The organism is Oceanobacillus oncorhynchi (assembly GCF_000821065.1).
Classification (GTDB): domain Bacteria; phylum Bacillota; class Bacilli; order Bacillales; family Amphibacillaceae; genus Oceanobacillus; species Oceanobacillus oncorhynchi.
In genome coordinates this window covers 3941510-3959853 of record NZ_CDGG01000001.1, presented here as the reverse complement: position 1 = coordinate 3959853, position 18344 = coordinate 3941510, and the positions used below count along the sequence as shown (strand labels likewise).

Below are 18344 nucleotides of genomic sequence, written 5' to 3'. Positions count from 1 at the left end.
GCTAATGGTTCAAATTGCACCATTAGCTTTTTTATACTTATTTTAAATTAAACTCTACTTCATGTCCTTTGGAAATATCTTCAGCATCCATATTTCTCATCGGGCCAATTTCAATTTCCATACTTTTATCTTTCCAAATTTTTTCATACATTTCTTTGTCTAACAGGAAAGTTTGCAGCAATTCTCCTTCTTCACCAGATGCGATACTACTACTATTGTCATAAGGATGAAACATTCCTTCACTTAAAAGATATTGAGATCCATCATTTACTGTGAGCCTTGAAGAAAGAGAGCTTAAGCCAATTTCTTCATCACCCTGGTTATCAATTTCAAATCTTATCGTAGCAACTACGATGTTATCAGGATCCTCATAACGAGCTGCTTCTTCGGCATTTGGAGTAAAATCAACAAATTGATAACCATCTAATGTAATTGTTACGTCTCCTAATTCGTCGCTCTCCCCAATGCCATCTTCTTGTTCAATCATTTCTTTATCGCCCATATTTTCAGCACTCAGTGCATCCTGATAAAAACCTTGGCTCTCTGTTTCCGCATTTTTTTCAGCACTGTCACCATCTAAAGGAAGGCTAAACTCGGTACCAGAACCAATACTGGAAGAATATTCATTATACTCTGTAGTTGGCGTAGGAACATCCAAAATAACATTTCCTTCTGCCAATATTGCTCCTAAATCTTCTGATCCAAAAGGATAAGCGTAATAGCCGGTCACTTCATCTCCAGCTTCCACTAAGTATTCATTATCGGGGTTTAGCATACTTGATAATTGCTCATCTAAAGGGAGAAGCTCCCGATAATTTGTATAGAATTTTGTTGCTCCAACAAAATCTAAATCTAATGAAGGCATGTAATGTAAATCCTGATCAGAATCATTTTCTACCGTATATTGAGCTAAAATAACGCCGCCATCTGTTTCGTCATTAAAAGGAATACTGAAATTGGTATGAAAATCTTCTAATTCTACTAATTGGTATGCATCCAGTGTTACAGTTAAGCCTTCCATTTCATGAGATTGAGACTCATCGTTCTCATAAAGAAGCGTAGCAGTACCTTCTGTTTCCTCTTCCATTGCAGTAATTAATGCATCAAAATCTGCATTAGAAGATTCTGCTTGAGCCTGTTCTTCCTCATCAGCATCTTCTTCGGCTTCTTGTTCTGCATCTGCTTCATCGGAAGAAGCATCTTCATTTTCTACTTCTTCTTCCATTTGTTCTGGTTCCTCAGCTTTTTCCTCTGAGTCTTCTTCTGTTTCGTTTTCTTCTTGATTTGTTTCTTGTTCTTCCGCTTCTGCTGCGTCATCTTCATCACTAGAGCCGCAAGCAGTTAAAGCGATTGCGAATACCGCTGCAAGAAGAACATAAAGCATTCTTTTTGACATCTAATACCTCCATATATTTAAAATATATATAATAGTAACATAATTTTAGGTGGAAAAATGTAAAAAGTCATAAAAAATTATTCTTTTTTGAAGAAAATTACCTGTTTTATTTGATTTTTTAAGAAATGATAGTTGATAATTGATGGGGATATGATAAGGGCAGTTAAAAAGTTAGTATCAATTGAAGAAAAATTTTATTGAAATTTTTTAGATAAAAGAGAAAGTTCATGAAGAAAATAAGCAAAAAAAATTTTATTACCTTATTGAATAAGAGGCATATTAATAACAAAAAAGTATTTCTAATTGTAAGGGGGGTTTAATTTGATAGAAAATAAAATAGAGTTTTATCATTCAAAAGGGAAGCTTTTTCTCGGAATCATTTTTTCATTATTACTTGTCGTTTTTGGGACCTTAATAATGTATATTGCCTATATAGAAGAAGCTATACTAATTATCGCTTTGGCATTGTTTATTATGGTTTTATTTAGTTTCTTTACCATTGCAAATATATTGAAAATATTCCGGGGTTATCCTTATATCACGATAACAGATGAATATCTGCAATTAGATTCATATACAAAAAGTGAAGTAACCATTTATTTTACGGATATCGAATACATAAAGGTATCTAAAGTCTCATCTCAAAGCATCTTCGAGATTGTTTTATATAACGAAGGTGATTATTTTGCTCAATTATCCTTTCATAATAAAGTGAGATTATGTATGAATCGAGTAACTGGTTATTCTCCATTTACGATTAACCCAAAAGCTACACGAAAACAAGATCGCTCTCGATTACTAGAGACGTTAAATCTGATTATGCAACAATAAGTAAACAACGAAACTTCAATCTTTGAAACAGCACAAAAACAAAATGAAGAAACGGACTTTGTGTGAAAATATGATCTTACCCCGCCAATCACCCAAGCTTTCATTAGAAATTGGTGAAAAAAATCTAAACAAAAAATCAATAATTTGCATGTTAAAATCCGATTAAAAGAAATTGCGGAAAGAGAGTAAATCATGTAGAGGATGTAGAAATATGAAACACAATGCATTAAAAAAAATTAAGAATTTAAAAAAAGATATCTGGCGTTTAATTGTACTATTTGTTTGGATATTAATAATTGGTACTTTTGAAATTGAACTCACTTTTTGGACTACTTTCATTGTTGTTATGTCAACTATTATAATAGGTACCATGTTAAAACGTATTGTCGATAAGTGTGGAGATAATAATGAATTATCCTAATTTGTTCCTCGATAGGGAGCAAATGATGATAAAAAAGTTTACATAGGTGGCGGTCCAAAAAGTTAAAGTTTTTATTATACTTTTGAATGGCTGGATTTAATTCGATATTAGACTGGACTTCATTTGGCTAATTTTCTTTTATAATATACACCGGTAAATATATTTTTCAATTTGTCTTATTGATGTTTCATAGCTTGCTAATACTTTTATAAAAGAATTTTTGATTTAAAATTTCAAGTGAAACTAGAACATAATGGAAACCACCGTTAGAGTGGTGAGATTTCTTATATGCCTGTAAAACGAACAATACGCCGCTCCTATATTTTAAAAAATTATAACCTGCTAATAAAGCCAAATCCTTAGACATAATTGGATTTAGGCTTTATTTTATATTGCGCACTTTTGACAAATAAAATGAAGTTTTTTACTCGAAAAACCAGTTGTCTGCGAATGCTGTTCTTAATCTGGTCTGCTAACTAATATAGAATTACGGTTCAATGAATATATCAGAATATGTACCTCCAGTTTATTCATCCAGCAATGAGCGTGTACTTTCGCGTGGAATAAGGTTAGCTCCATCGATAGTCTCTCCTGGGAACTTAAGCTTTCGTTCGCTGATTGCATTTATCAGCTGGGCAACTGCTCTGGATCCCATTTCATATAAAGGCATATCGACAGTAGTCAGAGAAGGGGACAGTCCTGACGCGAAGAAAACATCATGGATACCGATAACGGAAAAATCAGCTGGTACTTGAAATCCATTATCATGGATAGCCTTGATTGCGCCCATTGCTACCATTACATTTGCTGCAAATATTGCTGTTGGAGGAGAATCCAGCTCCAGCAGTTTTTCCATGGATTGATATCCGCCCTCCATGGTGTAGTCGCTTTCCTGAACATATTTTACTTCAAATGGAATGTTTTTCTCCTGGAGCATTTCCCGGTAGCCTTGAAATCTTTTTAAAGCAGTTCCTGTATATAGCGGTCCGGTAATATGGGCAATATGACGATGCCCTAGATCAATTAAATGCTTCGTTGCTAATTTTCCGCCGCGCTCATCATCCAATATGACATAATTCTCAACATCCTGAATCATTCTGTTGACAAGCACAAAAGGTTTTTTGGTCTCATTTAAGCTGAGAATATGCTTGTTATTAATGTCTGATGTAGCGATTAAAAGCCCATCAATGCGTTCCTTGAGCAATTTAGAAAAGAAATCCTTTCCCAAGCCTTTTTGTTTCATGCTGTAGACAAGCAGGTGGTAGCCTTCCATAGCAGCATGATCTTCAGCCCCATGAATAATACTGGAATAAACAGGGTTGTTAAAGTCTGGGATTGCCATTCCAATCATTCGGGATTGATTTGTTTTTAAGCTTCTCGCAGCGGAATTCGGGCTATAATTTAATTCGTTAATGGCTTCGTTAATTCTTGTTCTTGTCTCTTCTTTGATATTTAATGTATTGTCCTTATTTAACACTCTGGAAACAACTGAGGGATGTACATTTGCCAGCTTGGCAACCTCTTTTAAAGTAGTCAATGTGCAGCAACGTCCTTTCTCTGGTAACGATTCCTCTTTCTATTCATTATAACGTATTATGGATTATTTTGTTTATAATCAAGATATTTTTGTGAATTCGGGCTCTATCAGTTTAGTAAATAGTCAATAAGTATTGAAAAGTAAAAAAAGAGTTGACAAGGAACATTTTATACCTTAGGATATTTTTAAACATATAAGAAAAACGTTTTCCTTATAATAATTATAAATAATCGTTATAGATGGTTGTTTATAATAGGATTAATGGAAACACAAAAAGAAAAACGTTTTCCTTTTATGGAAGCGATTACCTTGGAGGGATAAATAATGAAATCAAGTGTTTTGGATTCCGATTTATTGCGTGGCATTTTTGTTTCAGAAGAGATGAGAGAGGTTTTTTCAGATGATAGCCTGCTTCAGAAATGGCTGGATACTTGGATTGCGTTAGCAAAAGCAGAAGCAGATGTTGGTGTTATACCGAAATTTGCGGCGGAAGAAATTGAAAAGAAAGCAGATATTAATGATTTTGATCGGGAAATTATTCGAAAAGGGATTGTGGATACGACCCATCCTTTAATTGTTCAAATACGGGAATTTACAAAATCAGTTGGAGGGAAGGCTGGCGGTTATATTCATTGGGGAGCTACGACCCAGGATATTATGGATACCGCAGTTGTATTGCAAATAAAACAAGCACAAGAGGTGTTGGTAAAGCAATTAAAGCAATTTCTTAAGAAGCTGCTGCAATTAGCAGAAGAGCATGCAGAAACCGTGATGCCTGGAAGAACACATGGGCAGCATGCGCTTCCCATTACACTAGGTTACAAGATTGCTATTTGGGCAGATGAGATAGGTAAGCACATTGAAAGATTAGAAGCAGGCAAAGAAAGATATTTACTAGGTTCCTTTGGGGGAGCAGCCGGCACATTGGCCTCGATTCATAATGACGGGCTGGCGGTACAAAAACGTTTTTGTGAATACTTAGGTTTAGTACAGCCTACGATTACCTGGCATGTACAAAGAGATGGATTTGCAGAATTTGCAAGTATTATTGCGATGATTTCAGGAACGATAGGAAAAATAGCAAATGAAATAATTAATTTGCAAAAGTCAGAGATAGGGGAAATGGAAGAAGGATTTAAGATGGGACAAGTCGGCAGCAGTACCATGCCGCATAAGCGGAATCCTATGATTTGTGAGTATGTTGTCGGTTTAACTAGAGTAGTGCAAAGAAATGCCAGTTTAAGTTTTGATGCAATGATCCAAGAGCATGAAAGAGATATGACTTTTTGGACAACGGAATGGTCCTACCTGCCGCAAATATGTATGCTGACAAGCGGCGGATTGGAGCAGATACAAGGCGTGCTGGAACGATTTATCGTGTATCCAGATAATATGGAACGCAACTTAAATCTTTTACAAGGTCTAATCGTATCTGAAAATTTAATGCTGTCCTTAGGTGAATTTGTGGGCCGGGGCGAGGCGCATGATATCGTTTATGAAGTCTCTATGAAAGCATTTGAAGAAAAGAAATCTTTGATAGATGTTGTTTTGACCGATGAACGAATTACGAATCATATCAGTGAGGAAGAAGCTAAAAAACTGCTGGAGCCGAAGAACTATATTGGGTTATGTAAAACGTTTATTTCGAGAGTAGAGGAAAAATGGGGAAATCAGGATACATCTATCAACTAGGAGGTATGTAAAATGAGCCCGGCGATAATTACATTACTTATTTTATTGTTAGCAACGATATTATTTTTAACTGGGGTAATACCAGTTGCACTGACCGCACTTCTAGCCACCATGCTGTTATACCTTACTGGAATTATAGATGCTGAAACCGTATTTTCTGGATTGACAAATAATGTTGTACTGCTTATTTCAGGGATGTTTATTATTGGTGCAGCATTATTTGAAACAGGTGTAGCGAGAAGAATGGGAAATTTAATTACGAGATTTGCTAAAACGGAAAAGCAGCTGCTATTTGCTGTGATGGTAATTGGAGCAGGTTTATCTGCTTTTCTGTCAAATACAAGTACAACGGCAGTAATGATGCCGATTGTTATTGCAATTGCTGCTTCTTCCGGCTTTTCCAGCTCTAAATTATTAATGCCCTTAGCCTATGCAACTGCTTTAGGCGGCATGATAACACTGGTTGGAACGAACGGCAACCTCGCCGTTCAGAGTGTGATGGAAAATGAAAATACACCTGTATTCGGATTCTTTGAATTTGCCTATATCGGAATTCCTCTAACGATTATTGGTATTATTTACATGATGACGATTGGTTATAAGCTTATTCCGAATCGGGAAACGGCTTTGGAAGAAGCTGATACGAAAAATGAAGAAGAAGCTACAAGCGAAGAAGCCACATGGAAACAAATGGTTGCCATTGGAGTTTTGCTGGCAGCAGTCGTTTTTATGATCTTTGAAGAGCAATTTGGAATTCCTTTGCATATTGTTTCTGTTATGGGGGCAATGGTTATTGTTTTAACACGTACGATGTCGGAGAAAAAAGCATACCGTTCCTTAGATTTCTCCACAATCATTTTAGTAGCCGCCATGATGCCGATGGCGACTGCTTTAGCAGAAACAGGCGCTGCACAGATGATTGCGGATTATGTACTGGAGATGGCAGGAAGCAACGCCGGACCGTATGTTATTACCGCTTTAATTTTCGGAGTAACCACTGTACTGACCTCTGTCATGTCCAATACAGCAGCGGCAGCACTTATGGCTCCGATTGGATTAGTTATCGCAGCAAGTATGGGAGTTGATCCAAAAGCAATTTTAATGACGGTTTGTGTAGGTGCATCTGCAGCCTATGCCTCTCCTGTTGGCACACCGCCTAATACAATGATTTATGGTCCGGGAAATTATACATTCCTTGATTATATTAAATGCGGTTTTCCATTTTTGGTTATTCAGCTGATTGTATGCGTTGTCATTGTGCCGTTGATTTGGCCATTTTAAAGATTAATTATAATAAATAAGCAGTGAAAAATCATGCTGGATTTTTCACTGCAATACATCGAATTTATTGTTTCTATCCTTTCCTATATACAATGTTTCCATCAACAATCGTCATTTCAATATTGGTATCTACTAATTCGTCTGCATTCTTCATTTGAAATGGGTCGGCAGAATAAACCGTCATATCTGCCAGCTTGCCGCGGGAAATGGTTCCTTTTAGCTTTTCTTCATTTGTTGTATAAGCTGCGTATTTTGTAAATAGATAAAAAGCTTCGTGCATGCTTAATTTTTGTTCTGGGTACCAGCCGCTGTGTGTTTCACCGGGAGCTTTTCTGGTAACTGCCGCATGAATCCCGAGTAAAGGATTCAACGGTTCAACAGGTGCATCTGAGCCACCGCCGCAGATAATGCCATTATCAAGTAATGTTTTCCAGGCATAGGCATAAGGCATGCGTGCTTCGCCAAGACGCTCTGTAACCCATGGATAGTCACTTGCAAGGAAGCGAGGCTGAATATCAACGATACGATCCGGCGTTGCAAGGCGCTTTACTAGGTCTGGATTAATGACCTGCGCATGTATCAGACGGTCTCTATAGGCGGATGCCGGAAATTGGTCCAGGGTATCAAGGACATTTTCCAATGCCTGGTCGCCAATTGTATGAACAGCAACAGGCATACCCATTTCCCTTGCGCGTTTTACGATAGTGTACAATGTATCCTGCGAGAGCATTGCTTCTCCAAATTGCCCGGGCTGATCGGAGTATGCTTCCTTCAATAGTGCCGTTCTTCTGCCGAAAGCACCGTCTGCAAATATTTTTACCGCTCCGATTTGCAGCATATTATTCCCATATCCGGTGTACATTCCCGCTGTATGCAGATCCTCTAAGAAAGGATAATCAATTAATAGATTTGCCCGCAGACCCATTTTTTCTTCATTTAATAATTCCTGATAGAGCTGGTAGGTTTGCTGTAAGCCGCCTAAATAAGCCGGATCATTGGAATGCACACTGGTTACACCATATCCAGAAACGGTGGAAATGGTTTTACGAAGTGCTTTTTTCCATGTTTGATAGGATTTATCAGGGATTTTTGCTTTAAATAATACCGCTGCTGATTCAAGAATTAAACCGGTGGGTTCTCCATTTGCATCCGTTACAATCTCGCCGCTCTCTGGAACAGCAAGCGTGCTGGAATAATTAATTTCCTCAAGCGCCTTCGAGTTAACAACGGCTGCATGCTCGCATATTCTTGTCAGAAAAAGCGGGTGGTGCGGGGCAGCCGCATCAAGCTCTTCTTTCGTAGGCAGACCGCCGTCAGTGAATAGATTTTCATCCCAGCCGGCGCCAAGCAGCCATTCTCCCTTGTCCAATGTATCGGCACGCTGTTTTATTTTATTTAAAAATACTTCTTTCTTTGTGACGCCGGTCACATCTAAATCAATAAACTTCATTGCCTGCATAGAAAGGTGGAGGTGTGTATCTGTTAACCCCGGCGTAGCAGCTTTTCCACCCAGATCAATTACCGCATCACTTTTTGCGCTCCAAAAAGAAAGCATTTGTTCATTGGATCCCATATCTATGAAATGTCCATCTTTAATAACAACAGCCTGTATAACTGGCTGCGAAGTTTGAAATGTATGTATGACCCCATTGGTATATATCTTTATCATGGAAACGCTCCTTATCTAAATTATCGTATGTTTTACATCGTTCAAAACGTATATTAAAAACGGACAGAATCATTTTACAGACGATTTGTAAACCCTAAATAGGAAAGTATTCTGTAAATGGCACTATGAATATATTTTATCAAAATTGTTTCATTTTGACAGCAGGCAGGATTGACATTTTCAGAAATTTTATTATATACTTGATTCAACAAAGTTGAACAGAAGGAAACTGGATTGAATTTTATTTGTAGTATATAAAGAGGGGTAATTTGCATGAGGTTATTGTAATACCTTGCAATATCTATGCTGGCTTATTTGGCGGGTCATGCACAATCGAGGTATATTTTCATAGCTTGAATTGAAAACGCATACAAAGGAGGGGTATGAATGTGTGGATTACCAAGCAATGTTTATTTAAAGGAAGTCGGACCAAGAGACGGTCTGCAGAACGAGCAGAAATGGATTTCTACAGAGGATAAGGTTACATGGATTAATATGCTTTCCAAAACCGGCGTCTCGGAAATTGAGTATTCATCCTTTGTTCATCCAAAAATGATTCCTGCACTGAAGGATGCAAGGGAGGTAGGCAAACGGATCAACCGTGAAAAAGGGGTCGTCTATTCTGCTTTAGTACCGAATATGAAAGGGCTGGAGCACGCTTTAGAGGCTGGTATTGACGGTGCCTCCGTGTTTATGTCGGCGAGTGAGACGCATAACCTCAAAAATATTAATAAACGAATTCCAGAGACATATCCGATATTAACTGAGGTTATCAAAGAAGCTAAAAATGCCGGGAAAATAGTAACAGGCTATGTTTCTACGGTATTTGATTGTCCATACGAGGGACGGATTGCAGTAGAGGATGTGCTCAGTGTATGTGACCAATTAATTGAGAGCGGAGTGGACTATCTTTCCCTTGGTGATACCATTGGAACAGCTGTGCCGACGCAAGTGGAGAAATTGCTCAAAGGTCTTTTTCCTTATTTTCCAAAAGATAAACTGATACTACATTTTCATGATACGAGAGGAATGGCAATAGCTAATATCATGACGGCGCTTCACATGGGAATTACCCGTTTCGACAGTACCATCGGCGGCCTGGGCGGTTGTCCTTATGCACCGGGAGCTGCAGGTAATGTTGCTACCAATGATGTGCTGTATTTGTTAAACGGGCTGGGAATTGAGACAGGAATAAATGAGAAACGTATTCAGGAAGCAAGTATATATATTCAAAATAAGCTTGGAAAAACATTGCCGAGCAGATCGGTAGCTTATTTGAAAAATGCATGAAGATAAAACAAACAGCGGAAAAGTCTTGTCGAGCAAGTGATGGCAAGGCTTTTTGGTATGTTGCTAAGTATCGTTTCCCGTAAATGATATTCGAGAATAGATTGACTCTATTGGTTTGTCTGGATTATGATTAAATATACTATAAGAGGATGTTCAAGAAATATAATAGAACACGAATGACTATTTGGCAAAGGAAGGAATGAGCAGCATCGAATTACATAAAATTGGAGAGAAAATTAAGTATGCAAGACGCCGGGAAGATAAAACACAGCAAGAAATTGCGGACGCTTCCAATATCTCTAAAAGTCTGTTATCTAAAATTGAAAATGGACAGACTGCCTCCGCAATAGCGACGTTATCCCGAATTTGTGACGCTTTACATATACAGCTGTCATGGGTGCTGGATGATAAAGAAGAGCAGGATATTGTTATCCAAAAGAAGAGTAACCGCCCGCAAAAAGTAGGGGATGAAAGCATGGGGTATTCCTATGAAATTCTTGCTAACCGCTCCCAATATAGCGGGATTGAACCGACGATTGTCCATGTTACTCCAAAGTCTCTGAATTTGCGTGATGAAAAAACGTATACGCATTCACAGGACGAATTTATCTATATATTGGAAGGGGAAATTGAATTATTATATGATGGGAAAAAGCAGCTGCTCCAAACAGGCGACAGTGCTTATTTCGCAGGGTCCAAACCACATTTATTTCTCCCGGTAGATGAACAGGAGGCAAGGGTGTTGACCTGTTTTATTGACAGAGTCTGAATAAGGAAAGGAAACATAGGTCTAATTAATCAATATAACGTTTTTTATACTGGGAGGCAGAAGAATGAATTCACCTGAATGCCCTTTTTGTTATCCTTCTTTAATAAAAAATCAGCAAATCATATTGGAAAATGAAAAAGCAATGTTTTTACAATTAGAGGAAGCAAAGGAACCAGGGAGATCACTCGAAGGAGCTGGAGTGATTGTGACCAAAGCACATCGAGTCTATCCATTTGACTTAACAGATGGAGAATGGCTGGCAATAAAAGATCTTTTACAGCGAGCCAAAAATCTGATTGATGAAAAGCATGTGCCTTCCGGATATAACATTGGCTGGAACAGCGGGGAGGCAGCTGGTCAGCATATTATGCATGCGCATCTGCATGTATTGCCGCGCTATGAAGATGAACAGATGAGAGGAAAGGGCATACGTTATCTGTTTAAGCATGCATTAAATAGACGGCAGGGGAAGAAAGAAATTAATCTGGCTGCCGCCAGAAAAAGGCTGCATAATAAAAAATAGAAAGTAAACAAAAATCTTTGCTCATTTTAAAATGAACAGAGATTTTTATCTTTTGCTGCATTTGATTTCTGGTTTTATAACAATAAAGCTGTTCCTAAATACCTCTGGTTATGATTGGACATATTATTGGGCTATGGAGCAAAGTCCATTTGGCCGGTAATTAATAAGATAAATACGATTATCCAAAATATAAAGAAAGAAGAAGAAAGCATAAAAGATATAATCGGAATGATATTTTTTTCTGTTTTCTTTCCTAATCCAATAATTGATAATATGATACCTGCTGCTGTAAGAAAAAATGTGATATAATCACCAGCTAAGTTTCCTATGTTAGCTATCCTTGTAGGGGTTATGAAAACGATGAAAAAGCAGATAACACCTATGATAAGAGCAAAATAGCTAATAAGGCCATGTTTTTTCAGCCTATCAGGTTCATTTTTCAAATTAACACCTCTTTATTCAAAGTAAAGCATGATACATCCGGATAGTCAGAGAAACAACTTTATTGCCGTGCCGCAACTATTGCTGCCTTACATTAGTTATCATTATTTTCTTCGCTTGTTTTCGCTGCAGCTACTTCTGATGCCGCTGGTGCAGGAGTTTCTTTCGATTGCGGTTTAGCATTGCCTTTCGATGCACCTGCCAGTAATTCCTTAATATCGATTCCAGAGGTTTCTTTTAGATTTTCCTGCAATGTACTGATTAAGTTGGTTGCATAGCTGGAAACTTTGTTTGCTCCGCCATTAGCGCCATTGCTTCCTGTATCGACTACTGTAATCTTATCAATATTGGATAATGGGCTTGCAACTTGTTTTGCATAATCTGGAAGCATTTTGATAACCATATCAAGAATAGCTGCTTCTCCATATTGTTCAAAGGCTTGAGCGACTTTTTCTTTCGCTTCTGCTTCCGCAAGACCTTTCAAGCGGATAACCTCTGCTTCTGATTCCCCTTGTGCACGTTCTGCATCTGCTTTCGCAAGACCGTCAACACGGATTTTTTCAGCTTCTGCACGAGCTGCTGTTTCAATACGATATTGGTTCGCATCTGCGGTAGCCATTTCTCTTGCTTTTTCAGCAATTGCAGATTGCTCCACGGAATATCTGTCCGCATCTGCTTTTTTCTTAACTTCTGAATCATATTGCTTCTCACGACGCAAAATTTCTTTTTCTTCCAATTCAATTTGCTTTTGACGCTCGATGATTTTAATTTGCATTTCTTGTTCCGTAACTTCCTGTTTGGAACGGGCTGTTTCAAAATCATAAGCTTGGTCCGCGCGTGCTTTTGCAGTATCCTGCTCACGACGGTATTCAGATGTTTTTAATTGATTTTCTTTTTCTGATTCTGCAATCTCGGTTGCCCGTTGCAATTCTGCACGTTTTGCATCTTTTGCTGCTTCCGCACGCTTGATTCTCGTTTCTTTCTCTGCTTCAGCTGTAGCGATATCTGCATCACGTTTTACTTGTGCAATACGGGGCTTACCAAGTGATTCTAAGTATCCATTTGTATCTCTTACATCTTTAATCGTAAAGGATACGATAACTAATCCCATCTTAGCTAAGTCGTTAGAAGCAACCCGCTGTACTTCCTGAGAAAACTTGTCACGGTTTTTATAGATTTCTTCAACCGTCATCGAACCAAGGATGGAACGTAGATGACCTTCCAGTACTTCTTTCGCTTCCAGCTCCCGGTCCTGTTTAGATTTTCCAAGGAATTGTTCTGCTGCTGTAGCAATTTCACTGATTGATCCGCCTATTTTAAAAATTGCTGTACCATCTGCTAAAACAGGAACACCTTGTTCTGTGTAAACTTCTGGAGTAGTTACCTCCAATTTACTAGATAAAAGACTAAGTGGTTCTGCTTGTTGAAAGACAGGAACGACGAATGTTCCGCCGCCGCGAATAATTTTAATTTTATTTCCGGCTTCATCTACGTGAACATTCTTTCCACCTAAATAACTTCCTGTAACAATGAGCGCTTCATCGGGACCGGCTGTACGGTACTTGGTTACAAATAGACCAAGCAGTGCCAAAAGAAGCGCAGCTGCTACAATAATAACAATCCACAATTCTGACATGATTTTCCTCCTCTAAGTTTTATTTTTCCGGCTGCCGGCCCCTGCGGGTAAAAGGGGAGCAGCCGGAAATACTTCACTAACATTCTCTCTATTTAAAAAGGAATGAAGCTTCAGTATATGTGAAAAGCTAATCTTTAATTAGCTAATCCAACGATTGATAGGGGCTGACATAGAAAACACCATCTTTAATTTCGATAATTAAAACACGCTCATCCTGAGAGATTGCTTCATTATCATAGCTGACAGCCGGTTTTGAGATAACTCCGCTTTTCCATTGCACCATTACTTCTCCATAACCATCTATCGGAATAGATACAATCGCAGTCCCTACACTGCCAATGAGAGCATCTTCTGAATATCCCCATGATTGTTCAGCTGATCGGATTGGAACAAGAACAAATAAATGCAGGAGAGTTACAAAAATGATACTTGATATAGAAGCAATAATTAGAATGACTAGACTTGACCAGTCCATGAACCATTCGAGAATATATCCCATGGCAGATAAAAAAATGAAAAAGGAAAGAACGAGCACCGGATGCAGGAAAGGGATGGATTCAAAAATGCCATCCAATAAATCTCCAAATAATAAAACAACAACGGTTAAAATTGCTGCTATAATCAGTATCCATAAATATAAATCTTGTATAGCGTAACCAAATAAAGTCAATATGTACCCTCCCTTTTTCCTTGTCTTACTTATATGTACGTTTATTGTTACAGTTTGGTTTCAATTTTTTGGAGAAAACGATGCGTTTTATATTATTATAATAAAACAGAGGCTCTTTTATGAAAAGAGCCTCTTTCCCTATTTAATAGTGTATTGGTTTTGTTTGTACGTTTTTATGTTAAGTATCTAAAAGAACTAGCTGATTCATTAACTCATCTAATTCTTGGCTGCAGTTAACGGTTTCTTTGGCTCCCAAGCCATTCTTTTGTGCTTGTTGTAACATTTCACTTCTTTTTTGAACAATTGATAGTACAATGGCCTCCCTGTTGTACTCATCAATCTTTACTTCTTCTTTCATATCCTTTACGATGCACCTTTCTTAGTAATATTTGGCTGCGATGAATAATGTAATAAAAGCTTATTATTAAAGTACCAAAAGAATTATCGCAAAAAGAGAAAAAAAATGAAATGCTTTCGACAAAACTAGTGGTTTTTCTTTCTCATTTTTTTAAAAAATGGTCTGAGAGTCTTACTCATAAAATAGTAGTTTAGTGATTTTACTGAATAATCGGGCATCATTATTTTCCTTTTCCTTTAAAATATATCAATACAGGCCATTATCTAGCTGGTTGTAGAGGAAGGTTTCTGTTTAATTAGCAGTGCACGAGTGTATTCCTCGGAAATATGCATTAATATTTGATTTTTCGATATATTTAGTAAAAATATGATGTTGTTCTAAAGAAGAGTGCGGTGCACTCTTACAAAGATAGTCTCCTTATTTCACAGCGGGGAGGGGAACCGTTTTTTGCAAGCACGGTAGCTATAAGGCTAACATGCATTTTTCTAAAGCTTGGCTTGTTAATTAAGTAATGTTTTGCTTTTTAACCAATTAAATAAAGAGAGAAAAAAACTCTCTTTTTATTTAACTGTCTTTGATTTCATAAAAAAAGACATCTGTCCGCGGATATTTTTAGACCTGGAAACAGCTTTAAACGTTAATGAAAAAGAAGGTATATCAAATGTCGAGATGGTATTTTTTAATTTTTTGATATAAGGTAACACGGGATATACCAAGCTGTTTAGCTGCCTTTGATTTATTGCTGTTACATAATTCCAATGCTTGTTCAATTGATATTTTCTCCAAATTTTCCTTCTCCAGCGGCAGTGTTTCCGTATGCGGCAAGGGAGGATTTGAAAAGGAGACCGGGAGAAAGCTTAATACATCCTGTCTGGTTAAGGTTGTTCCCTCATGCAGGATAATGATTCTTTCCATCAGGTTTCTGATTTCTCTTATATTCCCAGGCCAATGATATTGCTGCAGGGCTTCCATTGTTTCGTCAGGTATCTCTGGAATAGAAGTCTGATACTTCGCAGCAAATTGCTTTAAAAATGTTTTTGCCAGAATGCTGATATCTTTTTTTCTATCACGCAGAGGAGGCATGGTCAATTGAATAACATTTAATCGGTAAAATAGATCCGATCTGAATTTATTCTCTTGCATCAGCTTTTCTAAATCCTGATTTGTTGCAGCTACAAAGCGGACATCAATTTGTTTTCCGCCTGAGTCGCCGATACGGTAAATACGGTTTTCCTGCAGAACACGCAGAAGCTTTACCTGCATATCTAAGGGAAGCTCACCTACTTCATCTAAAAAAACTGTGCCGCCATCAGCCATTTCGATTTTCCCAGCTTTCCCTCCTTTTTCAGCACCGGTAAAGGAGCCGCTCTCATAGCCAAATAACTCACTTTCAAACAACGCCTGCGGGATGGCGCCGCAATTGACAGGAATAAAAGGGGCATTCTTTCTTTTACTAGCATCATGAATCGCCCGGGCACATACCTCTTTCCCTGTACCGCTTTCTCCAAGAATTAAGGTGGTTGCATCGGTTCCGGCAGTTTTACTGGCGAGCCGGATCATTTGGTGAAGTGCCTGACTGTCTCCTTTTAATTTAGCAAAGGGAGAGCTGGAAGAGGCGGGAGTCATTTTTTGCTTTAGCTCCTGCAGCTCTTGGGAGGTGCTTTCTAAATTATCGTTCAGCTTCACGATGTGGGTAATATCCCGTTCAATCGAAATCACACCGATTAAAGTATTTTCCTGATTAAAGACAGGTGAGGAATTAACCACAACATGCTTATCTTTCCTTGGTCTGTGATAAGCATTTTTAACAGGCTCTTTTGTGTTTAAAACCTTCATCACCATCAGATCATCATGCGAAAAAAAGTTTGTGATAGGCTGATTGATAATTTGTTCTTTATCGATTTGATAGGTTTGTTCGGCAGCATGGTTCCAATAGATTACTTTTTGTTCCGTGTTTACAATGGTAATGGCGTCATCTTCAGATTGTAATAATTCCTCAAAGAAAAAAAGTTCATTCATAAACTCACCTCGTAAGTGTAAAGTAATCTGTAAACCGTCTATACAATATGTGTAATTTTCCTTTACACTATTGTAAAGGTGATTTGCAGTAAAAGGCAATAGAAAATCACAAAATAATGAAATCGCTTCCATTATTCACAAGCTTTCATCAGGTGTTTTTATTAATAATGATAATACTGGCATGTTTTTTGCATATAGATTGATAGAAAAACAGAATTAAATTATCTACTAGGAGGTATGTTACATGGTGCAGCCATTTACACATGAACCATTTACAAATTTTAAGAAAGAAGAGAATAGAAAAGAGCTGGAGGGAGCATTACGTTCTGTTCGCGCGGAGCTGGGTAAAGATTATCCGCTGGTTATCAACGGAGAAAAAGTTTACACAGAGGATAAACTGGTATCCATTAACTCAGCTAATAAGGAAGAAGTGGTTGGAAACGTATCAAAAGCAACAAAGGACCATGTTGAACAGGCTTTTCAGGCAGCAGTAGAAGCTTATGAAACCTGGAGAAAAGTACCTGTGGAAGACCGTGCGCATGTTTTATTTCGTGCGGCCGCTATTGTCCGCCGCCGTAAGCATAAATTTTCTGCTTGGCTGATTCAGGATGCCGGCAAGCCTTGGGATCAGGCGGATGGCGATATTGCAGAGGGCATTGACTTTTTAGAATATTATGGGCGCCAGATGCTGGAGCTTGATCAGGGAAAACATGTAGAAGACCGTATTACGGAAAATAATAAATATTTTTATAAAGCAATGGGTCCCGGCGTTGTTATCCCACCATGGAATTTTGCATTTGCTATTGTGTGCGGAACGGTTGCTGCTCCGATTGTTGCTGGAAATCCGGTCTTATTGAAGCCTTCTGAAAATACACCAGTGATTGCATATAAGCTTGTAGAAGTATTAGAAGAAGCTGGTCTGCCTAAGGGCGTATTAAATTTTGTGCCGGGTGATCCAAAGGAAATTGGCGATTATCTGGTAGACCACAAAGATACACATTTTATTAACTTTACCGGTTCACGAGCGACTGGTGTCCGTATTTTTGAACGTGCAGCTAAAATACAAGATGGACAGCAGCATCTGAAGCGGGTTGTTGCAGAAATGGGCGGGAAGGACACAATTATTGTTGATGAAACAGCTGATTTAGATTTGGCTGCTGAGTCAATTGTTCATTCTGCATTCGGATTCTCCGGGCAAAAATGCTCTGCATGCTCCCGTGCAATCATCCATGAGGATGTCTACGATGAAGTTATCAGGAAATCAGTTGAAATTGCCAAAACATTAACTGTCGGCAATCCATCCGAAGAAAATGTGTATATGGCTTCGGTCATTAACCAGACACAATTTGATAAAATCAAAAACTATATTGAAATTGGCAAGGAAGAAGGAGAGCTTGTTTTCGGTGGAGAAACAGATGACTCTAAAGGCTTCTTTATCTATCCAACTATTTTCAAGGATCTGAACCCTAAAGCACGTATCATGCAAGAGGAAATCTTTGGACCTGTCGTTGCGTTTGCAAAGGCAAAAGACTTTGATGAGCTGTTAGAGATTGCAAACAATACGGAATATGGGTTAACAGGAGCGGTTATTTCTACAAATCGCGCTCATTTAGAACGTGCCCGGGAGGATTTCCATGTCGGCAACCTGTATTTTAACCGCGGCTGTACAGCAGCAATTGTCGGTTACCAGCCGTTTGGCGGGTTTAAAATGTCAGGAACTGATTCAAAGGCAGGAGGTCCGGATTACCTGCAGCATTTCTTAGAGGCTAAAATTGTGTCAGAACAATTTTAATAGATAGCAGCTTGCCTGT

At 38.2% G+C, this 18344-nt stretch carries 16 protein-coding genes; 8 read left to right on the top strand and 8 right to left on the bottom strand.

The genetic code is table 11. From position 1 onward, the window contains the following. Positions 1-37: 37 nt before the first annotated feature. Positions 38-1396, bottom strand: coding sequence for a DUF5068 domain-containing protein (locus BN997_RS18935; protein ID WP_042534578.1), 1359 nt, complete (start codon positions 1394-1396; stop codon positions 38-40). A 321-nt stretch (positions 1397-1717) separates the two neighbouring features. Between BN997_RS18935 and BN997_RS18930 the strand changes: the two genes are divergently transcribed. Together BN997_RS18930 and BN997_RS18925 are read left to right on the top strand one after the other, a co-directional pair. Beyond that, complete coding sequence (locus BN997_RS18930) at positions 1718-2227, top strand: STM3941 family protein (protein ID WP_042534576.1); 510 nt, start codon at positions 1718-1720, stop codon at positions 2225-2227. A gap of 211 nt (positions 2228-2438) precedes the next feature. Beyond that, on the top strand, positions 2439-2648 hold the full coding sequence (locus tag BN997_RS18925; protein ID WP_042534574.1) for a hypothetical protein: 210 nt from the start codon (positions 2439-2441) through the stop codon (positions 2646-2648). A gap of 526 nt (positions 2649-3174) precedes the next feature. On the opposite strand, the gene BN997_RS18920 is transcribed toward BN997_RS18925, so the two are convergent. Next, complete coding sequence (locus BN997_RS18920) at positions 3175-4185, bottom strand: LacI family DNA-binding transcriptional regulator (protein WP_042534572.1); 1011 nt, start codon at positions 4183-4185, stop codon at positions 3175-3177. A 324-nt stretch (positions 4186-4509) separates the two neighbouring features. Here BN997_RS18920 and purB point away from each other — a divergent pair, with 324 nt between their 5' ends. After that, positions 4510-5877, top strand: coding sequence for an adenylosuccinate lyase (gene purB / locus BN997_RS18915; protein ID WP_042534569.1), 1368 nt, complete (start codon positions 4510-4512; stop codon positions 5875-5877). 12 nt (positions 5878-5889) lie between these two features. Beyond that, positions 5890-7158, top strand: a complete 1269-nt coding sequence (locus BN997_RS18910) for an SLC13 family permease (RefSeq protein WP_042534567.1) — start codon at positions 5890-5892, stop codon at positions 7156-7158. Positions 7159-7231: 73 nt separating this feature from the next. On the opposite strand, the gene BN997_RS18905 is transcribed toward BN997_RS18910, so the two are convergent. Beyond that, positions 7232-8827, bottom strand: coding sequence for an amidohydrolase (locus BN997_RS18905; protein WP_042534565.1), 1596 nt, complete (start codon positions 8825-8827; stop codon positions 7232-7234). Positions 8828-9214: 387 nt separating this feature from the next. Here BN997_RS18905 and BN997_RS18900 point away from each other — a divergent pair, with 387 nt between their 5' ends. The 3 genes from BN997_RS18900 to BN997_RS18890 all read left to right on the top strand — a co-directional run bounded on the left by BN997_RS18900 (position 9215) and on the right by BN997_RS18890 (position 11409). Beyond that, entirely contained in the window at positions 9215-10117 is a 903-nt protein-coding gene (locus BN997_RS18900) for a hydroxymethylglutaryl-CoA lyase (protein ID WP_042534563.1), read from the top strand. A 199-nt stretch (positions 10118-10316) separates the two neighbouring features. Next, the gene (locus BN997_RS18895; protein ID WP_042536301.1) at positions 10317-10886 is read left to right on the top strand and encodes a helix-turn-helix domain-containing protein; all 570 of its coding nucleotides are present in this window, start codon (positions 10317-10319) and stop codon (positions 10884-10886) included. A gap of 64 nt (positions 10887-10950) precedes the next feature. Then, the gene (locus tag BN997_RS18890) at positions 10951-11409 is read left to right on the top strand and encodes an HIT family protein (RefSeq protein ID WP_042534561.1); all 459 of its coding nucleotides are present in this window, start codon (positions 10951-10953) and stop codon (positions 11407-11409) included. 131 nt (positions 11410-11540) lie between these two features. Here BN997_RS18890 and BN997_RS18885 read toward each other — a convergent pair whose 3' ends face one another. The 5 genes from BN997_RS18885 to BN997_RS18865 all read right to left on the bottom strand — a co-directional run bounded on the left by BN997_RS18885 (position 11541) and on the right by BN997_RS18865 (position 16533). After that, entirely contained in the window at positions 11541-11852 is a 312-nt protein-coding gene (locus tag BN997_RS18885) for a hypothetical protein (RefSeq protein WP_042534559.1), read from the bottom strand. A gap of 92 nt (positions 11853-11944) precedes the next feature. Next, positions 11945-13486 (bottom strand): flotillin family protein, encoded by a 1542-nt coding sequence (locus BN997_RS18880; RefSeq protein ID WP_042534557.1) that lies wholly within the window; start codon positions 13484-13486, stop codon positions 11945-11947. A gap of 142 nt (positions 13487-13628) precedes the next feature. Then, positions 13629-14156 carry an NfeD family membrane protein gene (locus BN997_RS18875; protein WP_042534555.1) on the bottom strand — a complete coding sequence of 176 codons (528 nt, stop codon included), beginning with the start codon at positions 14154-14156 and terminating at the stop codon, positions 13629-13631. Positions 14157-14334: 178 nt separating this feature from the next. Beyond that, complete coding sequence (locus tag BN997_RS18870) at positions 14335-14514, bottom strand: aspartyl-phosphate phosphatase Spo0E family protein (protein WP_042534554.1); 180 nt, start codon at positions 14512-14514, stop codon at positions 14335-14337. Positions 14515-15171: 657 nt separating this feature from the next. Continuing rightward, a complete protein-coding gene (locus tag BN997_RS18865; protein WP_042534552.1) occupies positions 15172-16533 on the bottom strand; it encodes a sigma-54 interaction domain-containing protein in 1362 nt (453 codons plus the stop codon). Positions 16534-16777: 244 nt separating this feature from the next. On the opposite strand from BN997_RS18865, the gene pruA reads away from it, so the two are divergent. Beyond that, positions 16778-18325 carry an L-glutamate gamma-semialdehyde dehydrogenase gene (gene pruA, locus BN997_RS18860; RefSeq protein ID WP_042534550.1) on the top strand — a complete coding sequence of 516 codons (1548 nt, stop codon included), beginning with the start codon at positions 16778-16780 and terminating at the stop codon, positions 18323-18325. Positions 18326-18344 lie beyond the last annotated feature (19 nt).